This window comes from Caulobacter sp., assembly GCF_965279145.1.
Classification (GTDB): domain Bacteria; phylum Pseudomonadota; class Alphaproteobacteria; order Caulobacterales; family Caulobacteraceae; genus Caulobacter.
The window spans coordinates 3,292,302-3,305,927 of the sequence record NZ_OZ257139.1; the positions used below are offsets into that span (position 1 = coordinate 3,292,302).

At 66.3% G+C, this 13,626-nt stretch carries 15 protein-coding genes; 5 read left to right on the forward strand and 10 right to left on the reverse strand.

Annotated elements, in window-relative coordinates; genetic code table 11:
• Positions 1 to 3 precede the first annotated feature (3 nt).
• The 6 genes from plsY to ruvX all read right to left on the reverse strand — a co-directional run bounded on the left by plsY (position 4) and on the right by ruvX (position 4,957).
• The gene (gene plsY / locus ACQY9P_RS15440) at positions 4 to 651 is read right to left on the reverse strand and encodes a glycerol-3-phosphate 1-O-acyltransferase PlsY (protein WP_421738401.1); all 648 of its coding nucleotides are present in this window, start codon (positions 649 to 651) and stop codon (positions 4 to 6) included.
• A gap of 110 nt (positions 652 to 761) precedes the next feature.
• Positions 762 to 1,043 (reverse strand): type II toxin-antitoxin system RelE/ParE family toxin, encoded by a 282-nt coding sequence (locus tag ACQY9P_RS15445; RefSeq protein ID WP_421738400.1) that lies wholly within the window; start codon positions 1,041 to 1,043, stop codon positions 762 to 764.
• Positions 1,033 to 1,287 (reverse strand): type II toxin-antitoxin system ParD family antitoxin, encoded by a 255-nt coding sequence (locus ACQY9P_RS15450; protein ID WP_421738399.1) that lies wholly within the window; start codon positions 1,285 to 1,287, stop codon positions 1,033 to 1,035. The genes ACQY9P_RS15445 and ACQY9P_RS15450 overlap by 11 nt, the downstream gene beginning before the upstream one ends.
• Positions 1,288 to 1,350: 63 nt before the next feature.
• Positions 1,351 to 2,652 carry a dihydroorotase gene (pyrC, locus tag ACQY9P_RS15455; RefSeq protein WP_421738398.1) on the reverse strand — a complete coding sequence of 434 codons (1,302 nt, stop codon included), beginning with the start codon at positions 2,650 to 2,652 and terminating at the stop codon, positions 1,351 to 1,353.
• Positions 2,649 to 3,644 carry an aspartate carbamoyltransferase catalytic subunit gene (locus tag ACQY9P_RS15460; protein ID WP_421738397.1) on the reverse strand — a complete coding sequence of 332 codons (996 nt, stop codon included), beginning with the start codon at positions 3,642 to 3,644 and terminating at the stop codon, positions 2,649 to 2,651. The genes pyrC and ACQY9P_RS15460 overlap by 4 nt, the downstream gene beginning before the upstream one ends.
• 821 nt (positions 3,645 to 4,465) lie before the next feature.
• The gene (gene ruvX, locus ACQY9P_RS15465; protein ID WP_421738396.1) at positions 4,466 to 4,957 is read right to left on the reverse strand and encodes a Holliday junction resolvase RuvX; all 492 of its coding nucleotides are present in this window, start codon (positions 4,955 to 4,957) and stop codon (positions 4,466 to 4,468) included.
• Between the two features lie 81 nt (positions 4,958 to 5,038).
• On the opposite strand from ruvX, the gene gatC reads away from it, so the two are divergent.
• Both gatC and gatA read left to right on the forward strand, forming a co-directional pair.
• The gene (gatC, locus tag ACQY9P_RS15470; RefSeq protein WP_421738395.1) at positions 5,039 to 5,326 is read left to right on the forward strand and encodes an Asp-tRNA(Asn)/Glu-tRNA(Gln) amidotransferase subunit GatC; all 288 of its coding nucleotides are present in this window, start codon (positions 5,039 to 5,041) and stop codon (positions 5,324 to 5,326) included.
• Positions 5,326 to 6,798: an Asp-tRNA(Asn)/Glu-tRNA(Gln) amidotransferase subunit GatA gene (gene gatA / locus ACQY9P_RS15475; protein WP_421738394.1), complete on the forward strand. Its 1,473-nt coding sequence runs from the start codon at positions 5,326 to 5,328 to the stop codon at positions 6,796 to 6,798. The genes gatC and gatA overlap by 1 nt, the downstream gene beginning before the upstream one ends.
• Before the next feature lie 69 nt (positions 6,799 to 6,867).
• Here gatA and ACQY9P_RS15480 read toward each other — a convergent pair whose 3' ends face one another.
• Positions 6,868 to 7,482, reverse strand: a complete 615-nt coding sequence (locus ACQY9P_RS15480) for a hypothetical protein (RefSeq protein WP_421738393.1) — start codon at positions 7,480 to 7,482, stop codon at positions 6,868 to 6,870.
• 288 nt (positions 7,483 to 7,770) lie between these two features.
• On the opposite strand from ACQY9P_RS15480, the gene gatB reads away from it, so the two are divergent.
• A complete protein-coding gene (gene gatB, locus ACQY9P_RS15485) occupies positions 7,771 to 9,264 on the forward strand; it encodes an Asp-tRNA(Asn)/Glu-tRNA(Gln) amidotransferase subunit GatB (protein WP_421738392.1) in 1,494 nt (497 codons plus the stop codon).
• Between the two features lie 72 nt (positions 9,265 to 9,336).
• Here gatB and ACQY9P_RS15490 read toward each other — a convergent pair whose 3' ends face one another.
• Both ACQY9P_RS15490 and ACQY9P_RS15495 read right to left on the reverse strand, forming a co-directional pair.
• A complete protein-coding gene (locus tag ACQY9P_RS15490; protein WP_421738391.1) occupies positions 9,337 to 9,675 on the reverse strand; it encodes a proteophosphoglycan 5 in 339 nt (112 codons plus the stop codon).
• Positions 9,676 to 9,867: 192 nt separating this feature from the next.
• Positions 9,868 to 10,377, reverse strand: a complete 510-nt coding sequence (locus ACQY9P_RS15495; RefSeq protein ID WP_421738390.1) for an RcnB family protein — start codon at positions 10,375 to 10,377, stop codon at positions 9,868 to 9,870.
• 590 nt (positions 10,378 to 10,967) lie between these two features.
• Here ACQY9P_RS15495 and ACQY9P_RS15500 point away from each other — a divergent pair.
• Complete coding sequence (locus ACQY9P_RS15500) at positions 10,968 to 11,243, forward strand: sel1 repeat family protein (protein WP_421738389.1); 276 nt, start codon at positions 10,968 to 10,970, stop codon at positions 11,241 to 11,243.
• A gap of 44 nt (positions 11,244 to 11,287) precedes the next feature.
• Here ACQY9P_RS15500 and ACQY9P_RS15505 read toward each other — a convergent pair whose 3' ends face one another.
• Entirely contained in the window at positions 11,288 to 12,031 is a 744-nt protein-coding gene (locus tag ACQY9P_RS15505) for a polysaccharide biosynthesis/export family protein (protein WP_421738388.1), read from the reverse strand.
• Between the two features lie 85 nt (positions 12,032 to 12,116).
• Here ACQY9P_RS15505 and ACQY9P_RS15510 point away from each other — a divergent pair, with 85 nt between their 5' ends.
• Positions 12,117 to 13,616 carry a GumC family protein gene (locus tag ACQY9P_RS15510; protein WP_421738387.1) on the forward strand — a complete coding sequence of 500 codons (1,500 nt, stop codon included), beginning with the start codon at positions 12,117 to 12,119 and terminating at the stop codon, positions 13,614 to 13,616.
• Positions 13,617 to 13,626: the final 10 nt, after the last annotated feature.

Genomic DNA, 13,626 nt, shown 5'->3' on the forward strand with positions numbered 1-13,626 from the left:
GGGTCATGCGGCGGGAGGCGGGGTCTCCGCCGTCTTCTTCTTGCCGATCTTCGGCTCCTCGCCCTTCAGCAGGCGGGCGATGTTCTCGCGGTGGCGGATGAAGATCAGCACGGCCATGAACAGGGCCAGCAGCAGCATCGGATAGGGCTGGTCGGTGGCCAGGGCGAACGGCGCGGCCAGGGCGGCGGCGGCCAGGGCGGCCAGCGAGCTGATGCGGAACAGGGCCGCCATGGCGATCCAGGTGATCGCGGCCAGCACGCCCACGGGCCAGCAGGCGGCCAGCAGCACGCCGTAAAAGGTGGCCACGCCCTTGCCGCCCTTGAACTTCAGCCAGACGGGGAACAGGTGGCCCAGGAACGCCGCGCCGCCGGCCAGGGCGACGATAGCGGCGGTGTCATGGGTCAGCCAGCGGGCCAGCAGCACGGCCAGCACGCCCTTGCCGGCGTCGCCCAGCAGGGTGATGGCCGCCAGGTCCTTGCGGCCCGAGCGCAGCACATTGGTCGCGCCGATATTGCCCGACCCGATCTTGCGGATGTCGCCGGCCCCGCCCAGGCGGGTGGCGATCAGCCCGAACGGGATCGAGCCGAGGAGGTAGCCTCCGACGACGGTGATCGCGAGCGTGAGATAGACGGCTTGAGCGAGATCTTGCACGTTTCGACCCTAAGGCGAGTTGCGCGCGATTTCAACCGCCGCGCAAGGATTGCTTGTGGAGCTTTGTAGCAGGAGACTCGGCGGGTGAGCAAAACGCGCGGCCGGCCCCTTCAGGGAAGCCAATCCTCGGATCCATGGCGAACGCGCTGGATGAAGATGTCCGCTCCGTCGAGCCTGTAGATGATGATGTGGCTCTTGTAGGAGTGGACGCGTGACGCGCGGCCGAGTTCGGCGCGTTCAGGTGCGGCGCGCGGGAAGTCGGAGAGAAATTCGAAGGTCTGCTGCAATCCGGCGTGATAGCGCTCGGCTTGGTCTTCGCCAAACGCGCCCGCTCCGGTCAGATAGATGTCGAGGATATCCGCCTCGGCCTTGCGACTGAGCCTATAGGCCATCCGCGCTGGCCCGCAGCCGGCGACGCGCCGCGGCGAGGATGTCGTCCATGGAACTGGAGCTGACGCCGCTGTCCTCGGCTTCATCGATCAGACGCTGCATCGCGGCGATCTTTTCGGCGCGTTCCTGGTCTCGGCGGATCAGGTCGCGAACATAGTCGCTGGCATTGCTGTAGCGCCCGGTCTCGGCGCGGCCTTCCACCCAGTCCTTCATGGCGTCAGGCAGGGAAACGTTCATGGTCGCCATCATGCACCTCTGACGGCAGTGAGAGGATTTTGCCAAGGATTGTCAATCCTTGCCATTGCCGGCTTATCCCTCAGCCCGGTGCACCACACGCCCATCCACCAGCGTCATCAGCACCTGACCCTGCAGCCTGCGTCCGTCGAACGGCGAGTTCTTGGACTTCGACAGCAGCTTGGCCGCATCGACGATGATCGGGGCGTCGATGTCACACAGAACCAGGTCCGCCGGCGCGCCGGGCGCGATGCGGCCGCCGCGCAGGCCCAGAAGCTCGGCGGGGGCCAGGGTCACTGTGCGGATCATGTCGACCAGCGGCAGGCGCTCGTCATGGTACAGCGACAGCAAGGCCGGCAGCAGGGTCTCCAGACCGATGGCGCCGGGCGCCGCCTCGTCGAACGGCAGGCGCTTGTCCTCGGCCGGAGCTGGCGCGTGGGCGGACACGACGATGTCGATCAGGCCCGAAGCAAGCGCCTCGATCAGCGCCTGACGGTCGTCCTCGCCGCGCAGGGGCGGGGAGAGCTTGGCGAAGGTGCGATAGTCGCCCACGTCCAGCTCGTTGAACGACAGGTGGTTGATCGACACGCTGGCGTGCAGCCGTAGGCCCTTGGCCTTGCCGCGCGCCAGGGTTTCCAGCGCGCCGGCGCTGGTGATCTGATCCACCAGCAGGCGGCCGCCGGTGGCTTCCAGCAGGGCGATGTCGCGCTCCAGCATGATCCGCTCGGCCATCGGCGAGATCGCGGGCAGGCCAAGGCGCCCGGCGAACTCGCCGCCGATCGCCGCGCCGCCCCTGGCCAGCCACATGTCCATCGGCCGGTGGGCCAGCAGGGCGTCGAAGCCCTTGGCGTAGGTCAGGATACGCTGAAAGACCTTGCTGTCGACGATCGGGCGGTCGGCGTCGGTGATGTAGACGCAGCCGGCCTCGCGCATCAGGCCGATCTCGGCCATCTGCTCGCCCTTCAGGCCCTTGGTCGCCGCTCCGGCGCACAGGATGCGGGCGCTGTCGATGTCGCGGGCGCGGCGCAGAATGAAGTCGACCACGCTGGGATCATCGACCGCCGGATCGGTGTCGGGCTGAACCACGATCGATGTCACGCCGCCGGCGGCGGCGGCGCGCGCGGCTGACGCCAGGGTTTCCTTGGTCTCGGCCCCGGGCTCGCCGGTCTTGACCCGCAGGTCGATCAGGCCGGGGGCCAGCATGGCGCCGCCGCAGTCGACCACGCGCACGCCCTTGCCCAGCTTGCCGAACTCGCGGCCCTTGGCGACGTCGGAGATCACGCCTTCCGAGACGATGACGCCGCCGGGGCCGTCATAACCGCTCTCGGGATCGACCAGGCGGGCGTTGGTGAAGGCCAGGGGCTGGGGCGAATTCATTGGTCGGCCTCCAGCCGTGCGGCCAGGCTGGTCAGCACCGCCATTCGGGCGGCGACGCCCATCTCGACCTGGTCCTGGATCAGGCTGACGGCCGGATCATCGGCCACGTCGGAATCGATCTCCACACCCCGGTTCATCGGACCGGGATGCATGACCTTGGCCCCCGGCGCGGCGCGGGCCAGCTTTTCGCGGTCCAGGCCGTAGAAACGGAAATATTCGCGGGTCGAGGGCACGAAGCCGCCCTGCATCCGCTCCAGCTGCAGGCGCAGCATCATCACCACGTCGGCCCCGGCCAGGCCCGACTTCATGTCGTGGTGCACCGTCACGCCCCAGCGCTCGGCCTGGGCCGGCATCAGGGTGGCGGGACCCACCAGCCGCACGCTGGCGCCCAGGGTGTGCAGCAGGGAGACGTTCGAGCGCGCCACGCGGCTGTGCAGCACGTCGCCGCAGATCGCCACCGTCAGGCCCGAGACCCGGCCGAACGCGCGGCGGATCGACAGGGCGTCCAGCACGGCTTGCGTCGGATGCTCGTGCTGGCCGTCGCCGGCGTTGATCACGTGGCCGCTGACCTTCTGGCTCAGCAAGGACGCCGCGCCCGAGGAGGCGTGACGCACCACCAGCAGGTCGGGGCGCATGGCGTTCAGGGTCACGGCGGTGTCGATCAGGGTCTCGCCCTTGGTGATCGACGAGGTGCGCGGGCTCATATTGACGACGTCGGCGCCCAGGCGCTTGCCGGCGATCTCGAAGCTGGACTGGGTGCGGGTGCTGTTCTCGAAGAACAGGTTCATCAGCGTCCGGCCCTTGAGCAGGTCCAGCGACTTGGAGGTCTGGCGGTTGAAGGCGACGAACGCCTCGGCCAGGTCCAGCAGGTCGGCCGCCTGGGGGGCGTTCAGGTCGCCGGCGGACAGGAAATGGCGCTTTGGGAACGCAAAGGCGCGGGCGCGGATCGCGTCGAGGGCGACGCGGGCGGGATCATGGGGCTTGGCCGTCATGAAACGGTGTCTTAGGCGGCTTTGCCGGGAGAGGGAAGGCGCGACCACGGGGATTGCGATCGCGCCGTCCCCGGATGGGCGCGGGGATCGACGCCCCAAGTCCTCCCCCTGAAGGGGGAGGCGGTCCCCATGCAAATGGGGGGCGGCGGGGGAGCACCGCATTGATTCAGCGGAACTTCCCCCTCCGTCGGCTTTGCCGACACCTCCCCCGCTAGAGGGAGGATCGACACGGGCGTCCAGACAATCGACGCAGCCCTCTTAAAACCTGCCGCATAATCATCGCACCTCGTCGTTGGGAAGGGCGCTAGGCCAGCGACCAAGCGGCGGCGGGGTGTGATCGAGCGGGAAACGCTCTGTCCGATGGCGGGTGAAAGCCGCCAACCTCGTTGTCTCTGGCGGCGGTCGGCCGTGGAAAACTAAAACGACGTGACCTCGAGGGTCGGCAGGGGGGCAGGCGGACTGAAAGGTCCGCGTTCCGGACGGGAGTCGCTCTCCCGCCCGCCCGTCGGAGGCATGGACGAGGAGGCGCCAACACCGCCGAGCCGGAAACGCTTTCGCCAGAACGGTCACGCGGAGCGAACGGCTTCGTCGAAACGGTACTTCTCTAACTCACATCCGGACGTGGTCCGGACGCTCCGCGACCCTTCCCACCAACTCGGCGGTTTCCGCGCGAGGTCGCGAAGTCGTGCGCAACAAGTCCTCTCCCCGAGGGGAGAGGTGTCGGCGAAGCCGACGGAGAGGGAAGTGATGCAGCCTCAGCCCACTTCCCCCTCCGGTCGCTGCGCGACCACCTCCCCCTTCAGGGGGAGGATTTCAGCCGATCAAACCTTGCCCGCAGCTTCCCGTATCCCCCGCATGCGCTCCAGCGCGCCCTGCAAAATCCAGCCGGCGGCCATCTTGTCCACGACCTCGCCGCGACGCTTGCGGTTGACGTCGTGCTCCTCGATCAGCACCCGGGTCACGGCCGCCGTCGACAGCCGTTCGTCCCAGAAGGTGATCGGCACGTGCGGCTGCAGGCGCAGCAGGTTGCGGCCCAGCGCCCGGTTGGACTGGCAGCGAACGCCCTCGGTGCCGTCCATGTTCATCGGCAGGCCGATGACGATCCCGGCCGCCTTGCGGCTGCCCATCAGCTGGAACAGCGTCGCGGCGTCCTCGCTGAACTTGGTCTTCCGGATCAGGGCCAGGGGGCTGGCGACCGTCAGGGTGACGTCGGAAACGGCCACACCGATGGTCTTCTCGCCGGGGTCGAGACCGACGATCGGCAGGTAGTCGGGGAGGGCGGCGGCGAATTCTTCGATGTCGAGTACGGGCATTGCCCCTCTTATCACGGGGAACGACTTGTCAAAGCGCCCCTCGCACGGCTAACCCACGCGCTTGGAATTCAGGAGGCCCCCATGGCCATTGACGTCGCCACAGTGCGCAAGGTCGCGCGGCTCGCGCGGATCGCCGAACCCGAGGAGCGCCTGGAGGCGCTGGCTCAGGAACTGAACGGCATCATGGCGTGGATCGAACAGCTGGCCGAGGTCGACACCGACGGTGTCGAGCCGCTGACCAGCGTGGTCGGCGCCGGCGCGCCGCTGCGCGAGGATGTGGTGACCATGGGCGGCGATGTCACCGCCGTGACCTTTAACGCCCCCAAGTCGATCGACGGCTTCTTCGTCGTGCCCAAGGTTGTCGAATAATGAGCGCCCTGACCTCCCTGACCCTGAAGGGCGCGCTGGACGGCCTGAACGCCGGCGAGTTCACCTCGGTCGAGCTGACCACCGCCCATATCGAGGCGATCGAGGCGGCGCGCGCGCTGAACGCCTTCGTCGTGGAAACCCCGGAACAGGCGCTGTCGATGGCGGCCGCCTCTGACGCCCGTCGCGCCCTGGGCGTCGAAGGGCCGCTGGACGGCGTTCCGCTGGGCATCAAGGACCTGTTCTGCACCAAGGGCGTCCAGACGACGGCCTGCTCGAAGATCCTCGAAGGCTTCATTCCGCAGTACGAATCGACCGTCACCAGCCAGCTCTGGCGCGACGGCGCGGTGATGCTGGGCAAGCTGAACCTTGACCAGTTCGCCATGGGCTCGTCGAACGAGACCTCATATTTCGGTCCGGTGATCAACCCCTGGCGTTCGACCGCCAGCGACAAGGCCCTGACCCCCGGCGGTTCGTCGGGCGGCAGCGCCGCCGCCGTGGCGGCCGGCCTGTGCCTGGGCGCCACCGCCACCGACACCGGCGGATCGATCCGCCAGCCGGCGGCCTTCACCGGCACCGTGGGCATCAAGCCCACCTATGGCCGCTGCTCGCGCTGGGGCGTCGTCGCCTTCGCCAGCTCGCTGGACCAGGCCGGCCCCATCGCCAAGACCGTCGAGGACGCGGCCCTGCTGCTGACCTCGATGTGCGGCCATGACCCCAAGGACTCCACCAGCCTCGACGTCGACGTGCCAGACTTCAGCCTGTTCGTGGGCAAGTCGGTCAAGGGCCTGCGGATCGGCATTCCCAAGGAATACCGCGTCGACAACATGCCCGCCGAGATCGAGAAGCTGTGGGCCGACGGCATCGCGTGGCTGAAGGACGCCGGCTGCGAGATCGTTGAGGTCTCGCTGCCGCACACCAAGTACGCCCTGCCGGCCTACTACATCGTGGCCCCGGCCGAGGCCTCGTCGAACCTGGCCCGCTACGACGGCATGCGCTACGGCCTGCGCGAAGACGGCGCCAACCTGACCGAGATCTATGAAAACACCCGGGCGTCGGGCTTTGGCGACGAGGTCAAGCGCCGCATCCTGATCGGCACCTATGTGCTCTCGGCCGGCTATTACGACGCCTACTACCTGAAGGCCCTGAAGGTGCGTCGCCGCATCGCCGAGGACTTCGACAAGGCCTGGGAAACCTGCGACGCGCTGCTGACCCCGACCGCCCCCTCGGCGGCCTTCGGTCTGGGCGAGAACAGCAACGATCCGATCGCCATGTACCTGAACGACGTCTTCACGGTGACGACCAACCTGGCGGGTCTGCCGGGCCTGTCGCTGCCGGCCGGTCTGGACGCCAACGGCCTGCCGCTGGGTCTGCAGATCATCGGCAAGCCGCTGGACGAAGGCACCGTCTTCTCGGTCGCCGGAGCGCTGGAAAAGGCTGCCGGCTTCACGGCCAAGGCCGCGCGCTGGTGGTGACCGGCCGCTGAGCCTTTGACAAAAGAAAGGGCGGCTCCGGGAGGAGCCGCCCTTTTTCAGTTCAGGGGATTATTGCGGGACCATCGGGGTCACCGGCTCCGGCGTGGGCGCCGGGGCCACGGGGGCGGGAATGACCAGTGGCGCCGGTTCAGCCACGATCACCGTGGGCGCGGCCGGAACGGTGGCGCTCACGTTTGACGAAGCGGCGCTGGCGTCAGGCGCGGCGGCCTGAACCGGAGCGGCTCGGCGGGCTGCCTGAGCGCGGGGCGCGGCGGTCCTGACCGGGGCCGTGGCGCGCGGGGCGGGCGCTTCGACAGCGGCGGTCTCGAAGGGCGTCGGGATCGGCGCGGGCGTCGCTGCGGCCGGCGGAACCGGCGTGGTCAGCGGGGCGCTGTCGACCACGGCCATCTCGGCGGGTTGCTCCGTTCCGGCGGGCGTCTGGGCGGGGGAAGCCATCATCACCCAGGCCATGGCGCCGGCGGCGACCAGCAAAACGGGCGCGCCGACCAGAAGCGGCAGATTGTTGCTCGCCTTGCGCTTGGGCGTCCGGGCATAGACCGGCGTGTTGACGAACATGTCCGAGCCATCGCTGGCGGCCAGCGGAGCGTTGACGGCGGGACGTGCTGCGCGCGACGGGCGCGACTCAATCGGGTCGAGGTTCAAGGTTTGGTTCAGGGCGGTCATGATGTCCTCCTCAGCTTTCCTTATTCACCGAAGTAAACGAGAGGCATGCCGCGAGGTTCCGTAGAGCAAACAATGGCGCCCTTTCCGACAAGAAGGCGCCTTAATCGCCGATCGCTTAAAGCGATTGGTTCGAAGCCTTAGCGTGGCGTATCGAGCGCCCACAGAACAGTGGCTTTGCTCCGCGCAGGGTGCTGGCGCCAACAGGACCGCCCCGCTCGTCTGGCTCGACGATCAAACCCTTCGGCCTAAGGCTTTTCCGGCACGGCGCGCTCGGTGTAAGAGAGGCGCATGACGCAAGAATCCAAAACCATCCAAGGCCGCACCGGTCCGTGGGAAATCGTTCTGGGCCTGGAGATCCACGCCCAGGTCGCCAGCAAGTCCAAGCTGTTCTCCGGCGCCGCCGTCGGCTTTGGCGCGGGCCCCAATGAGCAGGTGAGCCTGGTGGACGCCGCCATGCCCGGCATGCTGCCGGTGCTGAACGGCTTCTGCGTCGAGCAGGCGGTCAAGACGGGTCTGGGCCTGAAGGCCAAGATCAATCTGAAGAGCCGCTTCGACCGCAAGAACTACTTCTACCCCGACCTGCCGCAGGGCTATCAGATCAGCCAGTTCGACCAGCCGATCGTCGGCGAGGGCGTTGTCACCGTCGAGCGCGACGATGGCACGACCTTCGACGTCGGCATCGAGCGACTGCACCTGGAACAGGACGCGGGCAAGTCGATCCACGATCTCAACCCCAACGCCACCTATGTCGACCTGAACCGGGCCGGCACGGCGCTGATGGAGATCGTCTCCAAGCCGCACATGCGCTCTTCGGAAGAAGCGGCGGCCTATGTGAAGAAGATCCGCACGATCCTCGTTTATCTGGGCACCTGCGACGGCGACATGGACAAGGGCAACCTGCGCGCCGACGTGAACGTCTCGGTCTGCCGCCCAGGCGACTATGAGAAGTTCCGCGAGACCGGCAGCTTCAGCCACCTGGGCACGCGCTGCGAGATCAAGAACGTCAACTCGTATCGCTATATCCAGCAGGCCATCGAATACGAGGCCCGTCGCCAGATCGAGATCCTGGAGGACGGCGGCAAGGTCGATCAGGAGACCCGCCTGTTCGACCCGACCAAGGTCGAGACCCGCTCGATGCGGTCGAAGGAAGAGGCGCATGACTATCGCTACTTCCCCGATCCGGACCTGCTGCCGCTGATCCTGGACTCCGAATGGGTCAAGGCGCTGGAGGCCACCCTGCCGGAGCTGCCGGACGCCAAGAAGGCGCGCCTGCAGAGCCAGTACGGCCTGTCGGCCTATGACGCCGGCGTGCTGATCATCGAGAGTGACCGGGCCGACTATTTCGAAGCCGCCGCCAAGGGACGCGACGCCAAGCTGGTGGCCAATTGGGTGACCAACGAGTTGCTGGCGCGTCTGTCGGCCCACGGCCACGAGATCGCCGCCTCGCCGCTGCCGTCTTCGGACATCGCCCAGCTGGTCGAGTTGATCGAGAACGGCACCATCTCATCGAAGATCGCCAAGGAAGTCTTCGAGCACATGTGGGCCGGCGAGGGCCGTCCTGCTGAGATCGTCGAGAAACGCGGCCTGGTGCAGATCAACGACACGGGCGCCATCGAAGCGGCGATCGACAAGCTCATCGCGGCCAATCCCGACAAGGCCGAAGCCGTGAAGGAAAAGCCCCAGGCGATTGGCTGGTTCGTCGGCCAGGTGATGAAGGAGACGGGCGGCAAGGCCAATCCGGCCACCGTCAACGATCTGTTGAAGTCCAAGCTGGGCCTCTAGGCCGCAGGGCTTTCCGCAAGGCAAAGGGCCCGTCGCTTTCGCGGCGGGCCCTTTTTCGGGGCCGGTGTCGACCTAGTTGGGCTTGGGCGCGTCAGGCGACGGCTGCTCTATCGGGCGCTTGTGCTTCTTGGCCTTGGTCTTCGCCGAGGCGTCAGCATCGGTGGCGAGCTTGCTGTCGGAAACGGTCGCGGAGGTTGGGCTCGCCGCCGTCGTGGCGCTGTCCGCCTGCGGCATCGGGGGCGGCGTCGGTTGCGTTGCGGGATCTTGCAGGGGCGCCGGCGGTGTCGGGGCCGGCATATCGGTAGTCATCGTCTGGGCGGGCGGCGGAGCGGTTTGCTGGGCAAGCGCCGCGCCGGCGTAACCGGTGAAGCCAATGACGAGAGCGGCGGCGGAGATACGAAGGGTCTTCATGGGAGCGCCTTGGATTTCTGCGGCGTCGGATTGTGACGCCAGACCTACGCTGGCCCTGGATTGCGGTCGAAATGACTTCGCAATCGGGCGCGTTGGCCAGATCCGCGGCGCTTGAGCGGCGCATGTGGCGGCAAGACGGCGTCCCAGCTATTGGCCAGGACGCCATCCCGCGATTTCAGGAAGAGGCGAGGTCTAGTAGTTGCTGATCACGTCAAAGATAAGCCCCGTGGCGATGGCCGCCAGGACGTAGTCATTGCCTGTTCTGTACCAGTAGTAGCCGCGCGGCGGGTGGCGCAGGCGATAGCGCCCATAGTCATGCACGACGTAACCGCCACCCCGATAATAGGCGGGCAGATAGGCCCCGCGACGCCAGGACTCGTAGCCCGGCCGGTAGCTTGGCCGGCCATAATAGCTGGTCGGCGGCGCGCCGTAATAGAAGCGGTTGTTGTAGTAGTAGCCGTTATGCCGCCCGCCATCCCAGCGGTCGCGGTCCCAGCGGCCTTCGTGCCGGTACCCGTAGCGGTCGTCCCGGTCGCCGCCACGATCGTGATGGTGGCTTCCACGGTCATCCCAGCGATCGTCACGGCGATCATCGCGATGGTCCCAGCGGCCCCGGTCCTGGGCGGCGGCTCCCGTTCCCATCGCGACCATGGGTCCAGCGACCGAAGCGACGGCGGCGATCGTAAGCAACAGGCGTTTCATCTTGCTACTCCTTGTTGTCGGGCGGCCTGAGCACGCCTAGTCCCTCGACCTTGAAAGCCATGCTGGCTCTGACCGGCTGAACCGCGCCTGAATGGAGATGTCAGGTGAGCAGTCTCCGAAGTCGTTCGGGCGCGTGTCCCTGCGAAGGATTGGACGAGCAAGTGGGCAAGTTTTTTATCCGCGGCCTATTGTCCATCGCCCGCTTCCCGGGCTCGTGGTCGTTTGCGCCATGAAAAAAATGCGGCATCCTTTCGACGGAATTCCAGGCGGCGGAGGTCTTGCTTGAGAGCTTGGCCGCCCGCGAAACCTTGCAAAAGGCTTTCGGCTGAAAGCGGAATCGCGGCTCTCCGGGTCTCCTGTGTTGGGAAAAGCCGCTGAAGAGGGCGGAGGGCGCTCTTTGGAAAGCGAGGGCGTTAACTCGCTGTATATAGGCGTTTACGCCTAGTAATAACCGTGAATAATCCCTGTATTCGCAGGCAAGTTCATGATGTTCTCGGGCTTAACTATATATTCAGCGGCGATGGACTTCTCTGCATCCAGACCCGGATCCGGCAGAACGCCGGTGGGGGTTTGAAAGAGGAGATGAAGCCATGATGATGAACATCGAACCGCCTCCGGCCCACGTCCTGCCGTTGCCCACCGCCGAGTCGTCGGGCGACGAACTTTTCCGCATGGGTCTGCTGTATTCGACCGGTCAAGGCGGCGCGCCGCTGGATTATGTCTCGGCCCACATGCTGTTCAACCTCGCCGCCATGCGTGGTTCGGTCGAGGCCAAGGTCTATCGCAAGGAAATCTCGCAGGAGATGGCCAGCGAGGATGTCGCCGAAGCCCAACGCGCCGCTCGCGAATGGCTGGCCCACGGCTGAACCCGATCGTCGGGTTCAGCGCTCCCGCCGATCGCGGGGCGGGCCTACTGGCCGACGCCGTTGATCGCGTAGCTGAAGCTGATGGGCAGCAGGTCACGGAAATACTGCTGCATGAATAGCCCCGTCTCCGCCGCGCCGCTGCGCGGGACGTAGACGATGTCGAACCGGCGAAGCGGGATCAGGTCCACGCCGCCGCCGGGATTGGTCAGCCCCTTCAGCAGATCCGCCGTGCGCATCATGGCGCGACCGTTGGGGCCGCGACGAATGATCACGACCTGACTGCGCTTGGATGTGCTCTTGAAGCCGCCGGCCTGGATGACCGCCCGGAGAGCGTCCACATCGCCGGGCATATCATAGACGCCCGGGTTTCCGACTTCTCCGCCAACGAACACCTTGAGCGGCGTCGCCGTCTTGACCGAAATCTGCACCTGCGGTCTCAACAGCTGGGTGGAATAGCCGGCTGTGACCGCGTCTTCCAATTCATAGATCGTGCGGTCGGCGGCCATTACCGGACCCAGCAGGGGCAGGGCGATACGCCCATCCGGCTGCACGATGGCGCTCTTGTTCAACTCGGGGGCCGACTGCACGTTCACCTCGACCTCGTCGCCTGGATAGAAGCGATAGGACGGCTCGTCGTCGCTCCAGTCGGCATAGCCGATATTCGGGAACGAGCCGGTCGGGCGAGGGGCGGGGGTCAGGGGCTCGCCGTCAACGTGGCCGCAGGCGGTCACGCCGCTGGTCAGGAGCATGAGGGCCAAAGCCGTCGAGAGATGCGTGCGCCTTTGCATGCGGCAACTCTTAACAGGAATGGGTAACGAAGCCTTAAGGGCGGGCGGACCAGTTTGAAGCCGAGATTGAACCCTTCGGATTCGCATGTCGACGACGAGCGCCTGGACCAGTGTGCCGCATGACCCGCCGTCGCAACGCGACTGGGCCACGCGTGCGCGCTACGCGCCTACCGACTTTGTCACTCTGCTGTGGCGCGAACGCGGGCTGATGCTGGCCGTCTTCCTTGTGATCCTGGCGCTGGGCGTCGGATTCTCGATGACCCAGAAGAAGAGCTACACCGCTCAATCCAGCCTCTTTGTTCGCCTGGGCCAGGAGTATGTCTACGAGCCGAAGGCCGGCGATGCTGCCCGCGGCGCCGTCCCCGACGTCGATCAGGTCATCCAGTCGGAAGCCGAGATCCTGGGCAGTGGCGAGCTGCGCGAGCGGGTGATCCGCAAGATTGGGTTCGTGAACATCTTCCCGGCTCAAGCCGGCAAGTATGCTGGCGCGACGCCCGAGGGAAAACGCAAGCTGATCGCCCTGGGGCGCGACAGCATCGCCAAGAGCCTAAAGATAGAGACCGCGCCCGACAATTCGATCATCCGGCTGGCTTACCAGCACCAAAATCCCGACATGGCCGAGAAGGTCCTCAACACCCTTCTGGAAGAATATCTGACCTATCGTCGCGGCCTGTTGATCGGCGCCGATGATCGGGTGTTGCAGCGGCAGCGGGATATCTTCGAGCAAAAGCTGGCCGAGACCGACGCCAGCTATCAGTCGTTCCTGTCGAGCAACGATATTGGCGACTTCACCTCGCAGAAGACCACGCTGACGCAGCTGCAGTCGCAGGTCGAGCAGCAGAAGTATTCGATCGAGGCCCAGCTTCAGGACCGCATCGGCCGGCTGGCCGCTGTCGAGGCGGAGCTGCGACGCACGCCGACCGAGACGGTGCTCTATCGCGACAACGACATGACGGCGCTGGCCAAGCTCACCCAGCTGAAGCTGGATCGCGAGGGGCTCCTGGCGGTCTACAAGCCAGACGCCACGCCGGTGCGCGACATCGACGCCCGGATCGCTCAACTGGAGCAGGGTGTCGCCGCCGGCCGCACCAACGGCGAAGGCGCTCGCCGCAGCGGGCCCAATCCGATCTGGCAGACCCTGCAGACCACACGAAATGACCTGAACGCCGAAGTCGCGGCCCTGCGCGAGTCCCTGGCCGAATACAGCCACCAGGTCATGGATGTGAACCAGCGGCTGATGCGGCTCTCGGAACTTGAGCCCCAGTTCAACGCTCTCACCCGTGATCGCGATGTGCTGTCGACCAACGTCCGCGACTTTACGGTCAAGGAGCAGCAGGACGAGGCTCAGCGCCGGATGTCCTCGGAAGCCAGTGACAATATCCGCATCGTCCAGCGCGCTGTGGCTCCCTCGCAGGGCAAGAGCCTGAAGAAGCCGATCCTGGCCCTGACAATCCTGTTCGCGATGTTCTCCGCAGCCTGCGCCGGTCTGGTTCGGATGTTCCTGCGCCCCGGTTTGCAGACACCCGCCTCGGCCTCCCGCACTCTGGGCCTCCCGGTTCTGGCCACTGCCGGCGTCAAGCGCTGAAGCCCTGGCA